Here is a 16,402-nt window from a genome sequence, read left to right on the forward strand (position 1 = left end):
AGGCTCCGGTGTCCCGTCCGGCGTCCGGCGCCTCAGGTGTCCCAGCGGACGAGGGAGAGTTGCGGGCCGCCGGCGAGGTAGCTGCGGAGGGCGCCTGCGGTGGAGGGGACGAAGTTCCCGGGGATGGCGTCGGTGGGGGTCCAGCGGACCTGGGAATGCTTGTCCGGTTCGCGGTTCTCGGGCTCGCCGGACCACTCGTGGACGGCGAAGACGACGGTGAGGTAGCCGTTCGGGGACTCGGCGCCCCAGGCCCCGTGGACGACGTGGGCCAGGCGCAGGTGCTCGGCCTTCACGATCAGGCCGGTCTCCTCGCGGAGTTCGCGTACGGCGGTCCCGGTGACGGGTTCGCCGGGGTCGCTCTTGCCGGTGGGCAGGTCCCACATCCCCCGCGCGAACCTGGCCCGCGGGCCGCGCTGGAGGAGGACGACGCGGTCGGCGGCCCGGTCGTGGACGATGACGGCCGCGGCCAGCAGGGTCATCGATTCGAGCGCGGGCGGGGAAGCGGTGCGGGTCTCGTGCTCGGGCTGTGCCACGGTCGTCCCTTCGGCGGTCGGGCTCCCGAGCATGTCAGGCCGGACGGCCCGGCGGCCGGGATTCCGCCGGGGCGGTCAGCAGGTCGAGGGCGTCTCGCAGGCCGCGGGGGCGGGCGACGCCCGGAAGGCGCAGCCCCCGCCAGCCCGGCCCGGCGACCAGTACGGCGGGACGCACCCGGGCGCCGCGCACGCCCCAGGCGGTGGCGCGCACCCGGCGCACCAGGGCGGGATCGGCCGTACGGCGGGTCTGGGACCACAGGACGACGGCGGACGGCCCGGTGCGGCGTACGGCCTCCTCCATCGCCCCGGCCGGGACGGAGGCGCCGAACATCCGGACGGCGACGCCGTGTTCGGCCAGTGCGGCGGCCAGGACCTCCAGCGGGAGGGTGTGGGTCTCGTCGGGCGCGCAGGCCAGCAGCACCGGGGCGGAGTGCCCGGGGGGCGCGGGGCGCGGCCGGGCCGCCACACGGCGCAGGGCCGAGGAGATGTGCCAGGACAGCAGGTGCTCCACCTCCACGTAGCGCTCACCGGAGGTGACCCACTTGCGGCCCGCCGCCCGCAGGGTGGGCATGATCACCTCCTCCCAGGCGCCGGCCACACCGTGCGCGGCGATCGCCCGGTCCAGCAGGTCGTCGAGGGCGGGGGCGTCCAGGCGTACGGCCGCGCGGGCCAGGCCCCGGCACTCCCGGCTCACGCCGCCGCCCACGGGGAGGGTGTTGCCGCCCCCCGCGCGGGCCGGTGCGGAGGGTGGTCCGGCGGATTCGTCGGTTTCGGCGGGGGGTGCGGCTTCGGCGGACGGCGCGGGTTCGTCGGATGGTGCGGGTTCCGCCGGAACGGGCCGCGCGGACGCGGGGGAGGAGGGCCCGGGCGAGGCGGCGGTGCGCGCCCGGCGGGCGGCCTCCGCCGGGGGCACGCCGGAGGCGGTCAGACGGCACATGGCCTCCAGCACCGCGATGTCCCGCGGCGACCACCGCCGGTGACGGCCGTCCTCCCGGACGCTCGGCCCCAGCCCGTACCGCCGGTCCCACGAGCGCAGGGTGGTGGGCGCGACGCCCAGCCGCCGGGCGACGGCGCCGGTGCTGAGTCCCGCCTGCCCGGGCGTGGGTTCCGGAGGGTCCGCCATGCGTCCAGAGTAGTCGATGCAGAAACGATGCAACTTGCCGTCACCCGTCATGCGCTCCACCGTGGCACTACCGAAGCGCACCCCGCGCCCGGTGGGAGGAGCGAAGCCATGACGCCTGCGACGGTCCAGGTGGCGGCCCCTCGTCCGGAGACGTTCGCGCAGCCGCGTCGGCCGGCCCCCGCCGGTGCGGCAGCGGCCGAGGAGGAGGTGGCCCGGGCGCTGGTGCGCGGCGAGGAGTGGGCGCTGGCCCGAACTCTTCGAACGCTGGGGCACGCTCGTCCACACCCTGTCCGCCCGCGTCCTGGGCGACACCCAGGACGCGGAGGACGTCACCCAGCAGGTCTTCCTGGCCGCCTGGAGCGGCCGGGGCACCTACCGGCCCGAGCGCGGCTCGCTGCCGGGCTGGCTCGTCGGCATCACCCGCCGGGTGACGGCCGACGCGCTGGCCGTCCGCGCCCGGCGCCGCGAGCCGGCCGCGGCGGGCTCCACGTTCCCACCCGCCGCGGCCGGACCCCAGCCGGACGAGGTCCTGGACCGCCTCCTGGTCGCCCGTGCGCTGGCCGGACTGCCCGCCGTCCAGCGCCGGGTGCTCTTCCTGGCCTTCTACGAGGACCTCACCCACACCGAGATAGCCCGCCGCACCGGCCTGCCCCTGGGCACGGTCAAGGCGCACGCCCGCAGGGGGCTGCTGCGGCTGCGCCGGCGGATGGAGGCCCTCCGGTACGCCCCGTGACCCTCCGTGAACTCCCGCGAGGAGGCGGTGAACCGTGAGAATCCGCGGCGAACTGCCCATGGACCACCGGCCGGCCGGTGTCCACCGCTACGGCGCGGCCGTCAGCGGCGTCGTCCTGCCGGCCTTCGGAATCCTCGGATCCGCCAACCGGCTCGACTTCTTCGGCACCACCGGCTCCGAGTCGGCGGGACTGTCCGGCAACGGCCTGCCGAGCCCGGTCTCCGTGACCGCCGGGGCACTCCTGGTGACCGGAGCGGTCGCCGGCGGCGACTTCGCCTCCACGCCCAACATGGCGGTCGGCGCGCTGTTCGTCCTCAGCGGCTTCGTCAGCCCGGCCCTGCTGGAGACGCCGGCCGACATCCTGGCGTTCCGCATGCCCGGCGCCGTCTTCGGCTTCCTCATGGGCCTGGCGATCCTCGCATTCGGGATGTGCGGGCGGATAAGTGGCGGGCTGCCACACGACAACCCATACTGGCTCAGGCGCCACCCCGAACAGGCCGCCGCCGAGGAGGAGCGCAGGCACCGCCCGGCAGCGGCGGGGATCGGCGCGGCGGGCCGCACTCCCGAGGCTCTCGGAGCGCGGGGGAACGGCCCGAACCGGCCCGCTCTGAACCGTGACAGCAACCGTGGAAGCGCCCGCGGAAGGGCGTAGCGGCAAGCCGACCGACCCCCCCCACAGCAGGCGACGGGGAATCAATCCGCGAAATCCGCCGCCAACCGCATCCGAAAGGGCCGGCCGTCCGGAAGAGAGGGTGAAGTCCCGCATCCGAGCGGGGCTCCCACGAAGGGAAATCCCGATGATGAACTCGTGCAGCAGGAAGATCGTCTCCGTCACCGCCGGTGCGTGCGCGCTGTCCCTGGCCGTGGCCGTACCCGCCTCCGCGGACGCCCACGAGCAGGGCGGGAAGGCATCGGTCTCGGTGTTCCACGGCGTTCCCGGCCTCACCGTGGACGTCTACGCCAACGGAAACGAACTGCTCCCCGACTTCGAGCCCGGCACCCTGACCGAGCCTCAGTCCCTGGACCCGGGCACCTACGACATCGAGGTCTTCGCGGACGGCGAGGGTCCCGACGGCGATCCCGCCATCCAGAAGAGCGTCGAGGTACCGGCCGGCGCGAACGCCACGCTCGCCGCGCACCTGAACGCGGAAGGCGCCCCCGTGCTCACCGCCTTCGTCAACGACACCTCCAAGGTCCCGGCCGGGCAGTCCCGGCTGACCGTCCGCCACGTGGCCGCCGCTCCCGCCGTGGACGTCCGCGCGGGCGGGGAACCGGTCATCGAGGGCCTGACCAACCCCAACGAGAAGTCGCTGGAGGTGCCCGCCGGCACGGTCAGCGCCGACGTGGTCCTCGCCGGCACCGAGACGGTGGCCATCGGCCCCGCCGACCTGGAGCTGGCCGAGGGCGCCAACACCGTCGTCTACGCCTGGGGCAGCGCCGAGGACGGGAACCTCGCGCTGAAGACGCAGACGATCAGCGGCATGGCCTCCGCGCCGGGCGGCGTGGACGCCGGTGAGAGCGGCGCGATGGCCGCGGACAACGAGTCCGCCACCGCCTGGCTCGCCTGGGGCACCGCGGGCGCCGTCGCGGTCGCCGGCCTGCTGGCCGCCCGTCGCCGCTACGCCCGGGACGACTGACGGCCATGCGTGCCCCCATCAGGGGCGGGCGGCCCACCGCGGCGGCCGTCACGGCCGCCGCGGTGGTCGCCGCCGTCCTGGCGGCGCTGCTGGCCTGGTCCCTGCGGCCGTCCGGGGCCGCGGAGCCGCAGGGCTTCGGCGAACGGCCGCGGGACCAGGAGCCCGCGGCCGGTGCGCAGTTCGAGGTCCACGACAGCGAGGCGGACGGCGCGGGGAAGGCGTCCGCGGCTCCCGCGCCCGAGCCGACGGCGCTGAGCATCCCCCGGCTCTCCCTGGACGCCCGCGTCCGGGGCGTCGGGGTCGAGGACGACGGCACGGTGGAGGTCCCCGGGAACGCCGGGCAGGCCGGCTGGTACCGCTACGGCCCGGCGCCGGGCGCCCCGGCCGGATCCGCCGTCATCGTCGGCCACGTCGACGACCGCACCGGCGATCTGGGCGCCTTCGCCAAGCTGTACGGCGTCCGCGAGGGCGACGACGTCACCGTCGAGCGGGAGGACGCCCCGCCGCTGCGGTACGAGGTGACGGCCAGTGAGGTGGTCGGCAAGGACGCGCTCCCGGAGGAGGTGTTCCGGCGTGACGGCCGCCCGGTGCTGACCCTGGTCACCTGCGCGCCCCCGTACGACCCCGGACGCGGCGGCTACCAGAGGAACCTGCTGGTCTACGCCGTCCCGGCCGGGAGCTGAGGCCGGGGGCCGGGACTGGGGCCGGGACCGGGGACCGAGGCGGGACCGAGACCGTGCGGGGCGGCGGGCGCGGTACGGTCCGCCGGGAGGGTCGCGGCGGAAGGCGGCGAGGCAGCAGGGCGAGAGGGCGAGGAGGACGGCGTGGACCACTGCGACCCCGTGCTGCTGGCCGCACTCGCCTTCCGCGAGGCCTCCGAGCAGGAGAGCCGTGCCGCCGAACGCCATCTGGGGCACTGCGCCGCCTGCCGCGAGGAGCTGAGGGCCCTGCGGGAACTGGCGGACACCGCCCGCCGCGCCGCCCCCGCCGACCGCGTGCCCGTACGGCCGCCCCCGCGCGTGTGGGAGGCCATCGCGGCCGAACTCGCCGCCGAGCGGCGGGACGGCGGGCGCGACGGCAGGGGGAACGGCACGGGGAGCGGCGGGGGAGGCCGCCCGCGGTGACGCCGGTCAGCCGGCGGGGATCAGCGTGAGGTAGGCCATCCCCAGCACACCCCGGTAGTGCAGCCAGGCGGACCGGTGCCTCTCCACCCGCTCCCCGACCCCGGCGGCCGACGGGTGGTCGCCGTGGCTCGCCAGCCACTCCTCTGCGTCGGCCAGGTAACCCGACTCGAACTCCTCCCACTCGTCCTCGTTCGCCGTCTCGATCCACTCGACCCGGAACCCGGCGCCCACGGCGGCGTCCAACAGGCCCGCCAGGGAGAGGTGGTCCGAGGCGGAGGCCCCCGGCCACATGCCCGAGAGCTCCGCGGCGGTGGGGGTGCGCTGCCAGAAGCCCTCGCCCAGCAGGACGCGCCCGCCCGGGGAGACCAGCCCGCGAAGCCCCGCGAGAGCGGGGACGGTGTGGTGGGGCGGCTCGGCCGAGGTGAGGGCGTGGCTCGCCCCGAGGCACAGGACGAGGTCGGCGGGGCCGCGCGCGCTGTGCTCGGCGGACTCCCGGACGAACTCCACCCGGTCGGCCAGGCCGCGCGCCCTCGCGCTCCGGCGGCCGCGCTCCAGGTCCTCGGCGCAGACGTCCAGGCCCGTGCCCGTGGCGCCGGGCACTGCTTCGAGTACGCGCAGCGTCATCTCGCCCCAGCCGCACCCGATGTCCAGGACGGTGGCGGGGCGGTTGCGGGCGAGGCGTCCCGCGATGCGGTCCGCCCGCGACCCGGAGAGGGGCCCGTGGAAGGTGAGACGGGTCAGGCGGGGCGGTGCGTCGGCGTCGGTCACGCCGGGAACGCTAGCGACGCGGACGGCGGCGGGACAGCGAATATCCGGAAGGCGCCGGACACCCGGGAAGGCGGGGACGGTGGCGTGCGGCGGCGAGGGGGCGGCGCCCCGGCCGTACACGCGCCCCGCCCCGCCCCACCCCGGCCCCCGCCCCGCCCCGCCCGCCCGTCAGCCGGCCGGTACGCCGACCGGGCCGTCGGCGGGTAGGCGCTCCACGACGCCGGCGAGCGCCTCGGCGTCGGCCGCGTCGAGCCCGACGCCGAAGACGTCCCCCAGCACCTCGGGCACCTCGCGCGGCTTCAACTCCCGCGTCCGGCGCGAGCCGTCCGCGCGGGCGGTGGTCACCCAGGTCGCGCCGTACAGCGCCTGGCGGACGTCCGGGCCGGTGCGCTGGACGACCGGGCGCCGGACGAACGGCGAGCGGGGATGGGTGGAGACGTAGTGGTTGCCCACCACCCAGTCGATCGCGTACTGCGGGTTAAGGGTGAAGGCGTGCAGGTCGGACCAGTCCTCCCCGGCCCCGCGCCGCTCGTGGAGCGTCCACTCCTCGGCCTCCGCGGTCACGCCCAGGGGCGTGGCGGTGCGCTCCAGCCGGAACTCCCAGCCGCCGGCGGAGGTCCGTGCGCCGTCGGCCAGTTCGAGCGGTTCCAGCGGGCTGCCGCCGAAACCGACGTCGCAGATCCACACCCGCCCGGTCTCCGCGGTCTCGGCCGTCTCCACGCGCAGGACGGCATGGGTGGCGGGGCGTACGCGGCCCGAGCCCATGCCCACGCGGGAGGACAGGCCGCCGACGCCGAAGCCCAGCCGCTCCAGGGCGGCGGCGAAGAGCCGGGCGTGCTCGAAGCAGTAGCCGCCGCGCGCCCGGCGCACGATCTTGTCCTGGAGGGCGGGCAGGTCGAGCGGGACCGGCCGGCCCAGGACGATCTCCAGGTTCTCGAAGGGGACGCCCAGCACGTGCGCGCGGTGCAGGGCGCGCAGGGTCGCCTCGGTCGGGGAGCGGTCCCCGGTGTGGCCGATCCGGGCCAGGTAGGCATCCAGGTCCAGCTCCGCGCCGTCCCAGCCCCGGTCCGCGCCGGGTCCGCCCGTGCTCTCCGCGTCCGCCATGGCCGTACGTCCTCCCCGTCGGTGTTCCGTCCGTGCCGGCCGGTGGGAACCGGCCGGTGGAAACGAACCTAGAACCTCAAGCGGGCTTGAGGTCAAGTGGCGGCAGGGGACGGCGGCCCGGCGGCTCAGCGCAGCGGCTTGGCGTAGCAGCGGCTGTTGGGCTCGTGGCGGTAGACCCCGAACTTCTCGGTGGGCGAGTAGCCGCTCGACTCGTACAGCGCCATCGCCTCCGGCTGCTTGGTACCGGTCTCCAGCACCATCCGCAGCCGTCCCGCCTGCCGCGCGTCCTCCTCCAGCAGGGCCAGGATGCGGCGGGACAGGCCCTGGCGCCGCGCCTCGCGGATCACGAACATCCGCTTGAGCTCGGCGTCGCCGTCGCGGTAGTTCTCCCCGTTCTCGTCCATCGCCCGCCAGCCGCCGGTGGCGACGGGCCGGTCCCGCTCGTCGTACGCGATCAGGAACAGACCGCTGGGCGGCGAGAACATCCCGGGGGCCAGCGGTGTGACGTCGCCCTCACCGCCGTAGCGCTCGGCGTACTCCAACTGCACCAGATCGGTGAGCTTCGCGGCGTCGGGATGGTCGTAGGGGACGGGCGTGATGCGCATGCCCGCATCGTAAGGTGCCGGGGTGCTGACGATTTCGACGGTCAATGTGAACGGGCTGCGCGCAGCCGCGAAGAAGGGCTACACCCAGTGGCTGGCCGCCACCGACGCGGATGTGGTCTGCCTGCAGGAGGTGCGCGCCGAGCCGGGCCAACTCCCCGGCGAGGTACGCGATCCGGAGGGCTGGCACGCGGTGTACGCCCCCGCCGCGGCCAAGGGGCGCGCGGGCGTGGCGGTGCTCACCCGGCGTGCGCCGGAGGAGGTGCGGGTGGGGTTCGGGGTGAGCGAGTTCACGGACTCCGGCCGCTATCTGGAGGTGGACCTGCCGGGCCTGACCGTCGCCAGCCTCTACCTGCCCTCGGGCGAGGCCGGCACCGAGCGGCAGGAGGAGAAGGAGCGCTTCATGGAAGCCTTCCTGCCCTACCTCGCCGCACTGCGCGAGCGCGCCGCCGCGGCCGGCCGCGAGGTCCTGGTCTGCGGCGACTGGAACATCGCCCACCGGGAGGCCGACCTGAAGAACTGGAAGGCCAACGGGAAGAACTCCGGCTTCCTGCCCGAGGAGCGCGCCTGGCTCGGCCGGGTCTTCGACGAGGCCGGCTACGCCGACGTCGTCCGCCGCCTCCACCCCGACCAGGACGGGCCGTACAGCTGGTGGTCCTACCGGGGCCGCGCCTTCGACAACGACGCGGGATGGAGGATCGACTACCACGTCGCCACCGAGCCGCTGGCGCAGCGGGCGGTGAAGGCGTACGTGGAGCGCGCGGCCGACCACGCGGGCCGGTGGAGCGACCACGCGCCGGTGACGGTCGTCTACGCGCCCTGACGGCCCGGGACGCCGTCCCCGTCCCCTCCGCCGCCCTCGCCGCTCCCGCCCGGCAGGAGCGTGGTGGCCAGACGGCGGGCCTCCGCCAGGAGGGGGCCCAGCACCGCCAGCCCCTCGGGGACCGCGGCGGCGTTCCGGGGGAGCTCGGCGCGGAGCCGGTCCTGCTCGGCGCGGACCTCCCCGACGGCCTCGCGCAGTTCGCGGCGGGCGGTCCCCGGGTCGTCGCCGGTGACCGTGCGCCCGTAGGCGTCCAGGGCGGCGGCCACCTGCCGGAGGAAACCGGCGTACGGGCGGGTGACCTCGTGGCCGGGGCGGGGCACCTCGTCGCTCTCGTCGGCCGCCTCCAGCAGGGTCCTGGTCAGGGCGACCAGGCGCTCGGCGACGTCCTCGAGCGTGGGCAGCGTCTCCTCGTACACCGCCGCCAGCCGCGCCGCCTCGGCGCGGCGGCGGCTCTCGGGGTTGAGGCGGAGGCTCTCGCGGCTCCAGCCGATCGAGGACTCCACGCCGCGGATCAGCCGGGGGAGGCGGCAGGCCCGGTCGTACCAGGTGCGGATGCGGTCGTACTCCCAGGGCTCGTCCAGGCCCTCCGCGACCTCGGTCACGATCTCCCGCGCCTCGCGGACGGCGGAGTCCACCGCGTCGCGCGCGCTGCGCAGATGGACGGGCGGCAGGACCAGCGCGTTGACGCCGACGCCGACGGCGGTGCCGAGGAGGGCGGCCAGGACGCGGGAGAGGGCCGAGTCGAGCGTGGCCTCGCCGGGGACGAGGGTGAACAGGGCGGCCGTGGAGGCGTAGATGCCCTGGGTGCCGAAGCGGGGCCAGTTGCCCAGCAGGGTGGTGACGGGCAGGACGAGGACCATCACCAGCACCGGATGGCCGAGGGGGATGACCAGGGCCGCGGCGAGCACCGTGCCGACGGTGATCGCCATCGTCTGCTGGAGCCCCTGCCACACCGAGCGGTAGACGGTCGACTGCACCAGGACCACCGCCACCCAGGGCGCCATCAGGGCGAAGGCGTCGGGCAGCAGCCAGGCGGCGGCCAGCCAGGCCAGGACGGCGGCGAGCGCGGCCTTGAGGGACTGGACGACCGCGTCGCGCTCCCGGCCCGGCCCCTGCAGGGCACGGCGCAGGGAGCGGGCGCCCCAGGCGGCCTCGGCCCGCACCGCGCGCACGGTACGGGTCGTGGGGGAGGGGCGGTCGGACTGCGTCGTGGAGGCGGACTGTGCTTGCACCATCGAGGTACGGGTTGCCGTGCGGGCGGCGGCCATACATGCATGCACGGCGCTTCGCGGGGACGGCGCCGTGAACGGGCCGCGGGCCGGCCGCCGGCCGGCCCGGTCAGCCGCCGCGGCCCTGCGGCTCCCCGTCCTCCGGCCCTCCGGGTCCCCCGTCCGGTCCCCGCCGCTCCTGCCGTCCCGCCCCCGTCTCCCCCTCCGGGCCGTCCGGACGCGACCAGCTCTCCAGTTCCGCGCGGACGCGGCGGTCCATGGCCAGTGCCAGCTCGACGTCGACCACCTGCTTGGCCAGCGGGCGCAGCCGGTCCATCACCTCGGACAGGCGCCGCAGATCCTCCGGGGAGAGTTCGCGGACGTCGGTGAACAGGCGGGCGCGGACGAGGTTGGTGAACAGGTCGGCGACGGCGTCGGCGTGCTCGCGCACCACGCGGCCGGCCTCCAGCACGGCCTCCAGCGGGATGCCCTCGCCCACCAGGGCGGTGGACGCGTCGAGCAGGCGGCGGCTTACGTGGACGACCTCGTCGCCGTCGACGGCGACGTAGCCCAGCTCCAGGGCGGCGGCGAGGTTCTCGGAGGTGACCTCGCCGGGGAAGTGCGCGGCCAGGTCCTCGGGGGTGAGGCGGACGGGGGTCTCCTCCGACCAGGGCGAGACCAGGGTGCTCTCCAGGCCGAGCAGTTCGGCCGCGCCGCCCGCGTCCCGGCCCTTCTCGAAGGCGTCGATCAGGTCGGCGATCCCGCCGAGGGTGTGGCCGCGGGCCAGCAGCGCGGAGATCGTCCGCAGCCGGTTGAGGTGGTGCTCGTTGTACCAGGCGATACGGCCCTCGCGGCGCGGCGGCGGGAGGAGTCTGCGCTCGCGGTAGAACCGCAGGGTGCGCACGGTGATGCCGGCGGCCCTGGCGAGTTCGGCCGTGCGGTACTCGGCGGGCGGGGCCGTGCCGTCTCCTTCCGGTCCGGCCTGTGCGTGTGCCGCGCCGTCCGCCCGTCCGCTGTCCGCCGATGATCTGTCCGCCACACCGGAGAGCCTATGCGGCAGCGGTGGCCGGATGTCCGAACCAGGGGTGCAACCGGCGGTAACTTTCCTTCGCCGCACCCCTACCCATCGGTATGTTCCTGCTCTACCCTCCAACCATGCCAGTGATTACTGGCGTGTTTCATGTGTGAGGAAACACCGGAGTCGGGAGGCGGCATGGCCGGACACGAACACGTACGGGTGGCGGTGATCGGATCGGGGTTCGGCGGCCTGGGCGCCGCCGTACGACTGCGCCGCGCGGGCGTCACGGACTTCGTCGTACTGGAGCGCCGCGACTCCGTGGGCGGCACCTGGCGCGACAACAGCTACCCCGGGTGCGCCTGCGACGTGCCCTCCCACCTCTACTCGTTCTCGTTCGCGCCCAACCCCGACTGGCCGCGGAACTTCTCCGGGCAGGAGCACATCCGCGCCTACCTGGAGAAGGTCGCCGACACCTTCGGGCTGCGCCCGCACATCCGCTTCGGCTCGGAGGTGCTGAGCGCCCGCTGGGACACCGAGGCGCTGCACTGGGAGATCGAGACCGGCCGCGGGACCCTGACCGCCGACATGCTCGTCTCGGCCACCGGTCCCCTCTCCGACCCCAAGATCCCCGACATCCCCGGCCTGGACGGCTTCACCGGCAAGGTCTTCCACTCCGCCCGGTGGGACCACGACTACGACCTGCGCGGCAAGCGCGTCGCCGTGATCGGCACCGGCGCGTCCGCCATCCAGATCGTCCCCTCGATCCAGCCGCTGGTGGACAGGCTCACCCTCTTCCAGCGCACCCCGCCGTGGGTCATGCCGCGCATGGACCGCGAGATCAGCAGGGCCGAGCGCTGGCTGCACACCAAGGTGCCCCCCACGCGCGCGCTGCGCCGCCGGATGCTCTGGCTGATCAGGGAGCTCCAGGTCGGCGCCTTCACCAAGCACCCCGCGCAGCTCGGCCTGGTGGAGAAGCTGGCCAGGCACCACATGACCAAGGTCGTCAAGGACCCGGTGCTGCGCGCCAAGCTCACCCCCGGCTACCGCATCGGCTGCAAGCGCATCCTGCTGTCCAACACCTACTACCCGGCGCTGGTCGAGCCCAATGTGGACGTGGTCGCCTCCGGTCTGAGGGAGGTGCGCGGCAACACCCTGGTGGCCGCCGACGGCACCGAGGCCGAGGTGGACGCGGTCGTCTTCGGCACCGGCTTCCACGTCACCGACATGCCGATCGCTCGGCGCATCACCGGCGCGGACGGCATCACACTGGCCGAGGCGTGGAAGGACGGCATGGAGGCGCTGCGCGGCTCCACGGCCGCGGGCTTCCCCAACTTCATGACCGTCATCGGTCCCAACACCGGCCTCGGCAACAGCTCGATGATCCTCATCATCGAGGCGCAGCTGAACTACATGGTCGACTACCTCAGGCAGTTGGGGACGCTCACCGCCGGATCGGCCGGCCGGGCCGCGCTCGACGCCCGCCCCGAGGCGGTGCGCTCGTGGACCGACCACGTCCAGCGGCGGATGGCGCGCACCGTGTGGAACACCGGCGGCTGCGACAGCTGGTACCTGGACGCGAACGGCCGCAACACCACCGTGTGGCCGGGCACGACCGGCGAGTTCGCGAAGGTGACCAGGCGCGTGGACCTGGCCGAGTACGAGGTGCTGCGGGCCCCGGCCCGCGCCGGACAGCGGAAGGCGGAGGCGACCCGATGAGCCGTGGACCCCGTACGGCGGGCGGCGCGTACGCCCCGCCCGCCCCGCGCCGCGAACTGACCGTCACCTCCGCCGACGGCTCCCGGCTGCACGTCGAGGAGCACGGGCGCGAGGACGGGCCCACGGTCGTCCTGGTGCACGGCTGGACCTGCTCGACCGCCTTCTGGGGCCCCGTGGTCCGGCGGCTGGCCGACGAGCACCGGGTGTTCGTCTACGACCAGCGCGGCCACGGCCGCTCCCCGGCCGCCGGCCCCGGCGGCCACAGCACCGACGCCCTCGCCGACGACCTGTGCGCCGTCCTGGACGCCGCCGGGTCCCGGGCGGTCGTCGCCGGGCACTCCATGGGCGGCATGACGGTCATGGCCGCCGCCGGGCGCCCGCAGGTGCGCGAGCGCGTCGCCGCCGCGCTGCTGTGCAACACCGGCAGTTCCCGGCTGCTGCACGAGTCCACCGTCGCGCCGCTGAGAGCGGGCAGGCTGCGCTACCGGATCCAGAAGGCGGTCCTCGGCTCCAGCCTGCCGCTGGGGCCGGTGACGCCGCTGGGCATGCGCGTCCTGCGGTACGCCACGATGGGACCCGGCGCGACGAAGGAGCAGATGGAGGCGTGCGCCCGGATCGTGCACGCCTGCCCGCGCGCCGTACGCGCCTCCTGGGCCCGGAAGGTCCTGGCCGTGCTGGACCTGGACGCCAAGCTCGCCTCCCTGGACCTGCCCGTCGGCGTCATCGCCGGCGAGAAGGACCGGCTCACCCCGCCGGTGCTCTCCCGCCGCCTCGCCGAGGCGCTGCCGAACTGCACCGGCCTGACCGAACTGCCCGGCCTGGGGCACATGACGCCCCTGGAGGACCCCGACGCCGTCGCCGGCGAAGTGGCCGCACTGGTGCGCGACCACCTGGCGGGCGGCGTACGGCGGGAAGCCGCACAGCGGAGGACACCGCCGGCCGGGGCGCCGGCCGGGAAGGAGAGCGCGTAATGGCACGCAGGGACCTCCGGGGCCAGGTAGCGGTGGTGACGGGCGCGGCCCGGGGCGTGGGCGAACTCCTCGCCCGCAGGCTGGCGGCGCGCGGCGCACGGCTCGCGCTGGTCGGGCTGGAGCCGGACGAGCTGAAGAAGGTCGCCGAGTCGCTGCCGACGGACTCCGCGCACTGGCACGCCGACGTCACCGACCACGCGGCCATGTCCCGCGCGGCCCGCGAGGTGCGCGAGCGCTTCGGCGCGGTGGACATCGTCGTCGCCAACGCCGGGGTGGCCACCGGCGGCCCCTTCACCGACTCCGACGAGACCGCCTGGCGCCGGGTCGTCGAGGTCAACCTGCTGGGCAGCGCCACCACCGCCCGCGCCTTCCTGCCCGCCCTGATCGAGTCGCGCGGCTACCTGCTCCAGATCGCCTCGCTCGCCGCGATCACCCCGGCCCCGATGATGACGGCCTACTGCACGTCCAAGTCGGGTGTGGAGGCCTTCGCCCACAGCCTGCGCGCGGAGGTCGGCCACCAGGGCGTGCGCGTCGGCGTCGGCTACCTGAGCTGGACCGACACCGACATGGTGCGCGGCGCCGACCAGGACGAGGTGCTGCGCGACCTGCGGGCCCGGCTGCCCTGGCCGAGCAACAAGACGTACCCGCTGGGTCCGGCCGTGGACCGGATCGTCGCGGGCATCGAGCGGCGCTCGTTCCACGTCTACGGGCAGTGGTGGCTGCGCGGCATGCAGTCGGTCCGCGGCTACCTGCCGGGGATCATCGGCCGGGTCGGGCAGCGCGAGATGAGGCACTTCGCCCCCCGTCTGGCCGCCTCCGGCGGCCCCCGCGGACTGGTCGGCGCGGGCGGCGCGGCGGACGAGAAGGAGCGCACCGAGGGCTGAGCGGGCCCTCCCCGCCCGGGGTCCGGCGCGGTGGCACGGCCACCGCGCCGGACCCCGTCTCACGTGCCCGCCGGGCCCCCGGCGTCGCGGACGCCCTCGTACGCGCCGAACACGTGCACCACGAGCCCGGTCTCGCCGGGGGCGGCCGGCACGTGCAGGGTCTCGTAGTCCAGGGTGAGCAGCCCGGCCGTCGGGTGCCGCAGCCGTTTGCGCCCGGCCGCGCACATCACGACCTCGCCGGTGGCCCAGATCCGCCGGAAGTCGGCGCTGCGGGCGGACAGTCCGGCCAGGAGCGCGGCGAGTTCCCCGTCGTCGGGGTAGCGGCCCGTGGCGACCCGCAACTGGCCCACGGCCTCCGCCGCCCTGTCCTCCCAGTCGGGGAAGACGGTCCGGGAGGCGGGGTCGAGGAAGAGGTACCGGGCCTGGTTCCGGTCGCGGCGGCCGGGGTCGTCCAGGCCGCCGATCAGTTCGGCGCCCAGCTCGTTCCAGGCCACCACGTCGGTGCGGTGGTTCGTCACGAAGGCCGGCAGGCGGCCCATGGAGTCCAGGATCCGACGCAGCAGCGGGCTGACCCTGGCCCTGGGCGCGGGGCCGCGCCCGGCGCCGACCAGGGTGTCGAGGTGTCTGCGCTCGGCCGTGTCCAGGCCCAGCGCCCCGGCGAGCGCGTCGAGCACCTCGGGGGACGGCCGGGTGGCCCGGCCCTGTTCGAGGCGCACGTAGTAGTCCACGCTGATCCCGGCGAGCCGGGCCAGCTCCTCACGGCGCAGCCCGCGCACCCGCCGCCGGCGGCCGCCGGGGAGGCCCACCTGCTCCGGTGTGACGCGCCCCCGGCGGGCGCGCAGGAAGGAGCCGAGCGCCCGCCGGGCGTCGCCTATCCCGTCGATTCCGCCGATCCCGCCTGTTCCGCCGACGTCTTCGGTCCTGCCGGTCCCGTCGATGAGGTTCCCGCCGTCCATGCGGCCCAGTATGGGTGGCCCTCGCGGTACCAGGACCGCCGTTCCGCCGGTCGAACCGGGTACTGGCCGCCCGGACGCGCCCGGGGGAACGTGGCGGCATGACCCAAGCCGTACCGAAGCAGTCCAGGAAGATCCTCGTCGTCAGCGCCCACCCCGACCCCCGCTCGCTCACCGCGTCCCTGACCGCCTTCGCGGCCGGGCACCTGCGCGAGGCGGGGCACGAGGTGCGGGTGTCCGACCTCCACGCGATGAAGTGGAAGGCGGTGGTGGACGCCGACGACTTCCCCGACCGCCCCGCGGACCGGCGGCTGGACCTGCTGACCGCCGCGGAGGAGGCCGTCCGGACGGGGCGGCTGTCGCCGGACGTCGCCGCGGAGCAGGAGAAGGTGCGCTGGTCGGACGCGGTGGTCCTGCAGTTCCCGCTGTGGTGGTTCTCGGTGCCGGCGATCCTGAAGGGCTGGATGGACCGGGTGTTCGTCCGCGGGTTCGCCCACGGCCCGGGACTCCCACCGCCCTACGGCGAGGGGGCTCTGGCGGGGCGGCGGGCGCTGATGTCGGTGACGGCCGGCGCCCGGGAGCCGTCCTTCTCCGACCGGGGCGTCCACGGGAGGCTGGCGGACCTCCTCCACCCGTTCCAGCACGGCCTGTTCTGGTTCACCGGCATCGCGCCGCTCGAACCCTTCGCGGTGTACGACGCGAACGTCCTGCCCGGGGACCGGTTCGAGGCGGCGAAGCGGGAGTACGGGCGGCGGCTCGACCAGCTCTTCACCGACGAGCCGGTCCCGTACCGGTCGCTCACCGGCGGAGACTACGACCACGACATGCGGCTGCTGCCGGGCGCGGAGGCGCCGGGGACGAGCGGCCTGGACCTGCACGTCCGTCCGCGCGGCTGAACGTCCGGGTCCGGCGGGCACCCGCCCGCCGGACCCGGACGCGAACGGCTGTCCGCGTGACTAGGCGTTCGGCCTGTCCTCCTCGTCCCACTCCGCAGGGCTGTCCTCGTGGGGGTGGAGCTTCCAGTCCTCCTGCTCGCGATCGCGGGTCTCCGGCCGCCGGGAGCGGTCACCGCCCTCGCGGGAGCCGCCCCCCTCGCGGGAGCCGCCCCCCTCGCGGGAGCCGCCCCGCGCCGTCTGGCGCCGGTCCCTGATCTCGTCGAAGTCGTCCGAGTGCTTGTCCGACTTGCCCATGCGCACTCCCGGAAG

19 protein-coding genes are annotated in these 16,402 nt (G+C 75.3%); 10 read left to right on the top strand and 9 right to left on the bottom strand.

Annotated features, from left to right (window positions below):
* Positions 1–32: 32 nt before the first annotated feature.
* Together QPK52_RS16155 and QPK52_RS16160 are read right to left on the bottom strand one after the other, a co-directional pair.
* Complete coding sequence (locus QPK52_RS16155; protein ID WP_410538200.1) at positions 33–566, bottom strand: NUDIX domain-containing protein; 534 nt, start codon at positions 564–566, stop codon at positions 33–35.
* A gap of 1 nt (position 567) precedes the next feature.
* Positions 568–1,656, bottom strand: a complete 1,089-nt coding sequence (locus QPK52_RS16160; RefSeq protein ID WP_410538201.1) for a MerR family transcriptional regulator — start codon at positions 1,654–1,656, stop codon at positions 568–570.
* Positions 1,657–1,840: 184 nt separating this feature from the next.
* Here QPK52_RS16160 and QPK52_RS16165 point away from each other — a divergent pair, with 184 nt between their 5' ends.
* The 5 genes from QPK52_RS16165 to QPK52_RS16185 all read left to right on the top strand — a co-directional run bounded on the left by QPK52_RS16165 (position 1,841) and on the right by QPK52_RS16185 (position 5,150).
* Positions 1,841–2,389 (top strand): sigma-70 family RNA polymerase sigma factor, encoded by a 549-nt coding sequence (locus tag QPK52_RS16165; protein WP_410538202.1) that lies wholly within the window; start codon positions 1,841–1,843, stop codon positions 2,387–2,389.
* A 34-nt stretch (positions 2,390–2,423) separates the two neighbouring features.
* Positions 2,424–3,041, top strand: a complete 618-nt coding sequence (locus QPK52_RS16170) for a DUF4383 domain-containing protein (protein WP_410538203.1) — start codon at positions 2,424–2,426, stop codon at positions 3,039–3,041.
* 145 nt (positions 3,042–3,186) lie between these two features.
* Positions 3,187–4,026, top strand: a complete 840-nt coding sequence (locus QPK52_RS16175) for a DUF4397 domain-containing protein (protein WP_410538205.1) — start codon at positions 3,187–3,189, stop codon at positions 4,024–4,026.
* A 5-nt stretch (positions 4,027–4,031) separates the two neighbouring features.
* Entirely contained in the window at positions 4,032–4,709 is a 678-nt protein-coding gene (locus tag QPK52_RS16180) for a class F sortase (protein WP_410538206.1), read from the top strand.
* Positions 4,710–4,850: 141 nt separating this feature from the next.
* Complete coding sequence (locus QPK52_RS16185; RefSeq protein WP_410538207.1) at positions 4,851–5,150, top strand: hypothetical protein; 300 nt, start codon at positions 4,851–4,853, stop codon at positions 5,148–5,150.
* A 6-nt stretch (positions 5,151–5,156) separates the two neighbouring features.
* Here QPK52_RS16185 and QPK52_RS16190 read toward each other — a convergent pair whose 3' ends face one another.
* From QPK52_RS16190 to QPK52_RS16200, 3 genes are all read right to left on the bottom strand, one after another.
* Positions 5,157–5,918, bottom strand: a complete 762-nt coding sequence (locus QPK52_RS16190; protein WP_410538208.1) for an SAM-dependent methyltransferase — start codon at positions 5,916–5,918, stop codon at positions 5,157–5,159.
* Between the two features lie 168 nt (positions 5,919–6,086).
* Positions 6,087–7,022 (bottom strand): arylamine N-acetyltransferase family protein, encoded by a 936-nt coding sequence (locus tag QPK52_RS16195; RefSeq protein WP_410538209.1) that lies wholly within the window; start codon positions 7,020–7,022, stop codon positions 6,087–6,089.
* Between the two features lie 125 nt (positions 7,023–7,147).
* Positions 7,148–7,627 (bottom strand): GNAT family N-acetyltransferase, encoded by a 480-nt coding sequence (locus tag QPK52_RS16200; RefSeq protein WP_410538210.1) that lies wholly within the window; start codon positions 7,625–7,627, stop codon positions 7,148–7,150.
* A gap of 22 nt (positions 7,628–7,649) precedes the next feature.
* Here QPK52_RS16200 and QPK52_RS16205 point away from each other — a divergent pair, with 22 nt between their 5' ends.
* Positions 7,650–8,447 (top strand): exodeoxyribonuclease III, encoded by a 798-nt coding sequence (locus QPK52_RS16205; RefSeq protein WP_410538211.1) that lies wholly within the window; start codon positions 7,650–7,652, stop codon positions 8,445–8,447.
* On the opposite strand, the gene QPK52_RS16210 is transcribed toward QPK52_RS16205, so the two are convergent.
* Together QPK52_RS16210 and QPK52_RS16215 are read right to left on the bottom strand one after the other, a co-directional pair.
* The gene (locus tag QPK52_RS16210) at positions 8,435–9,682 is read right to left on the bottom strand and encodes an FUSC family protein (RefSeq protein ID WP_410538212.1); all 1,248 of its coding nucleotides are present in this window, start codon (positions 9,680–9,682) and stop codon (positions 8,435–8,437) included. The two genes, QPK52_RS16205 and QPK52_RS16210, sit on opposite strands and share 13 nt — an antisense overlap.
* Positions 9,683–9,785: 103 nt before the next feature.
* Positions 9,786–10,694, bottom strand: coding sequence for a MerR family transcriptional regulator (locus QPK52_RS16215; RefSeq protein WP_410538213.1), 909 nt, complete (start codon positions 10,692–10,694; stop codon positions 9,786–9,788).
* A gap of 174 nt (positions 10,695–10,868) precedes the next feature.
* Here QPK52_RS16215 and QPK52_RS16220 point away from each other — a divergent pair, with 174 nt between their 5' ends.
* Genes QPK52_RS16220 through QPK52_RS16230 form a run of 3 tightly spaced genes read left to right on the top strand, consistent with a single transcriptional unit; the run spans position 10,869 to position 14,244 of the window.
* Positions 10,869–12,389 (top strand): flavin-containing monooxygenase, encoded by a 1,521-nt coding sequence (locus QPK52_RS16220; protein WP_410538214.1) that lies wholly within the window; start codon positions 10,869–10,871, stop codon positions 12,387–12,389.
* Entirely contained in the window at positions 12,386–13,360 is a 975-nt protein-coding gene (locus tag QPK52_RS16225) for an alpha/beta fold hydrolase (protein WP_410538215.1), read from the top strand. The genes QPK52_RS16220 and QPK52_RS16225 overlap by 4 nt, the downstream gene beginning before the upstream one ends.
* Positions 13,360–14,244, top strand: coding sequence for an SDR family oxidoreductase (locus QPK52_RS16230; RefSeq protein ID WP_410538216.1), 885 nt, complete (start codon positions 13,360–13,362; stop codon positions 14,242–14,244). Before QPK52_RS16225 ends, QPK52_RS16230 begins: the two co-directional genes overlap by 1 nt.
* A gap of 59 nt (positions 14,245–14,303) precedes the next feature.
* On the opposite strand, the gene QPK52_RS16235 is transcribed toward QPK52_RS16230, so the two are convergent.
* On the bottom strand, positions 14,304–15,200 hold the full coding sequence (locus QPK52_RS16235) for a helix-turn-helix domain-containing protein (protein WP_410538217.1): 897 nt from the start codon (positions 15,198–15,200) through the stop codon (positions 14,304–14,306).
* Between the two features lie 98 nt (positions 15,201–15,298).
* Between QPK52_RS16235 and QPK52_RS16240 the strand changes: the two genes are divergently transcribed.
* A complete protein-coding gene (locus QPK52_RS16240; protein ID WP_410538218.1) occupies positions 15,299–16,093 on the top strand; it encodes an NAD(P)H-dependent oxidoreductase in 795 nt (264 codons plus the stop codon).
* 60 nt (positions 16,094–16,153) lie between these two features.
* Here QPK52_RS16240 and QPK52_RS16245 read toward each other — a convergent pair whose 3' ends face one another.
* On the bottom strand, positions 16,154–16,387 hold the full coding sequence (locus QPK52_RS16245) for a hypothetical protein (protein ID WP_410538219.1): 234 nt from the start codon (positions 16,385–16,387) through the stop codon (positions 16,154–16,156).
* Between the last annotated feature and the right edge of the window lie 15 nt (positions 16,388–16,402).

Source organism: Streptomyces sp. KL2, assembly GCF_046529545.1.
Taxonomy (GTDB): domain Bacteria; phylum Actinomycetota; class Actinomycetes; order Streptomycetales; family Streptomycetaceae; genus Streptomyces; species Streptomyces radiopugnans.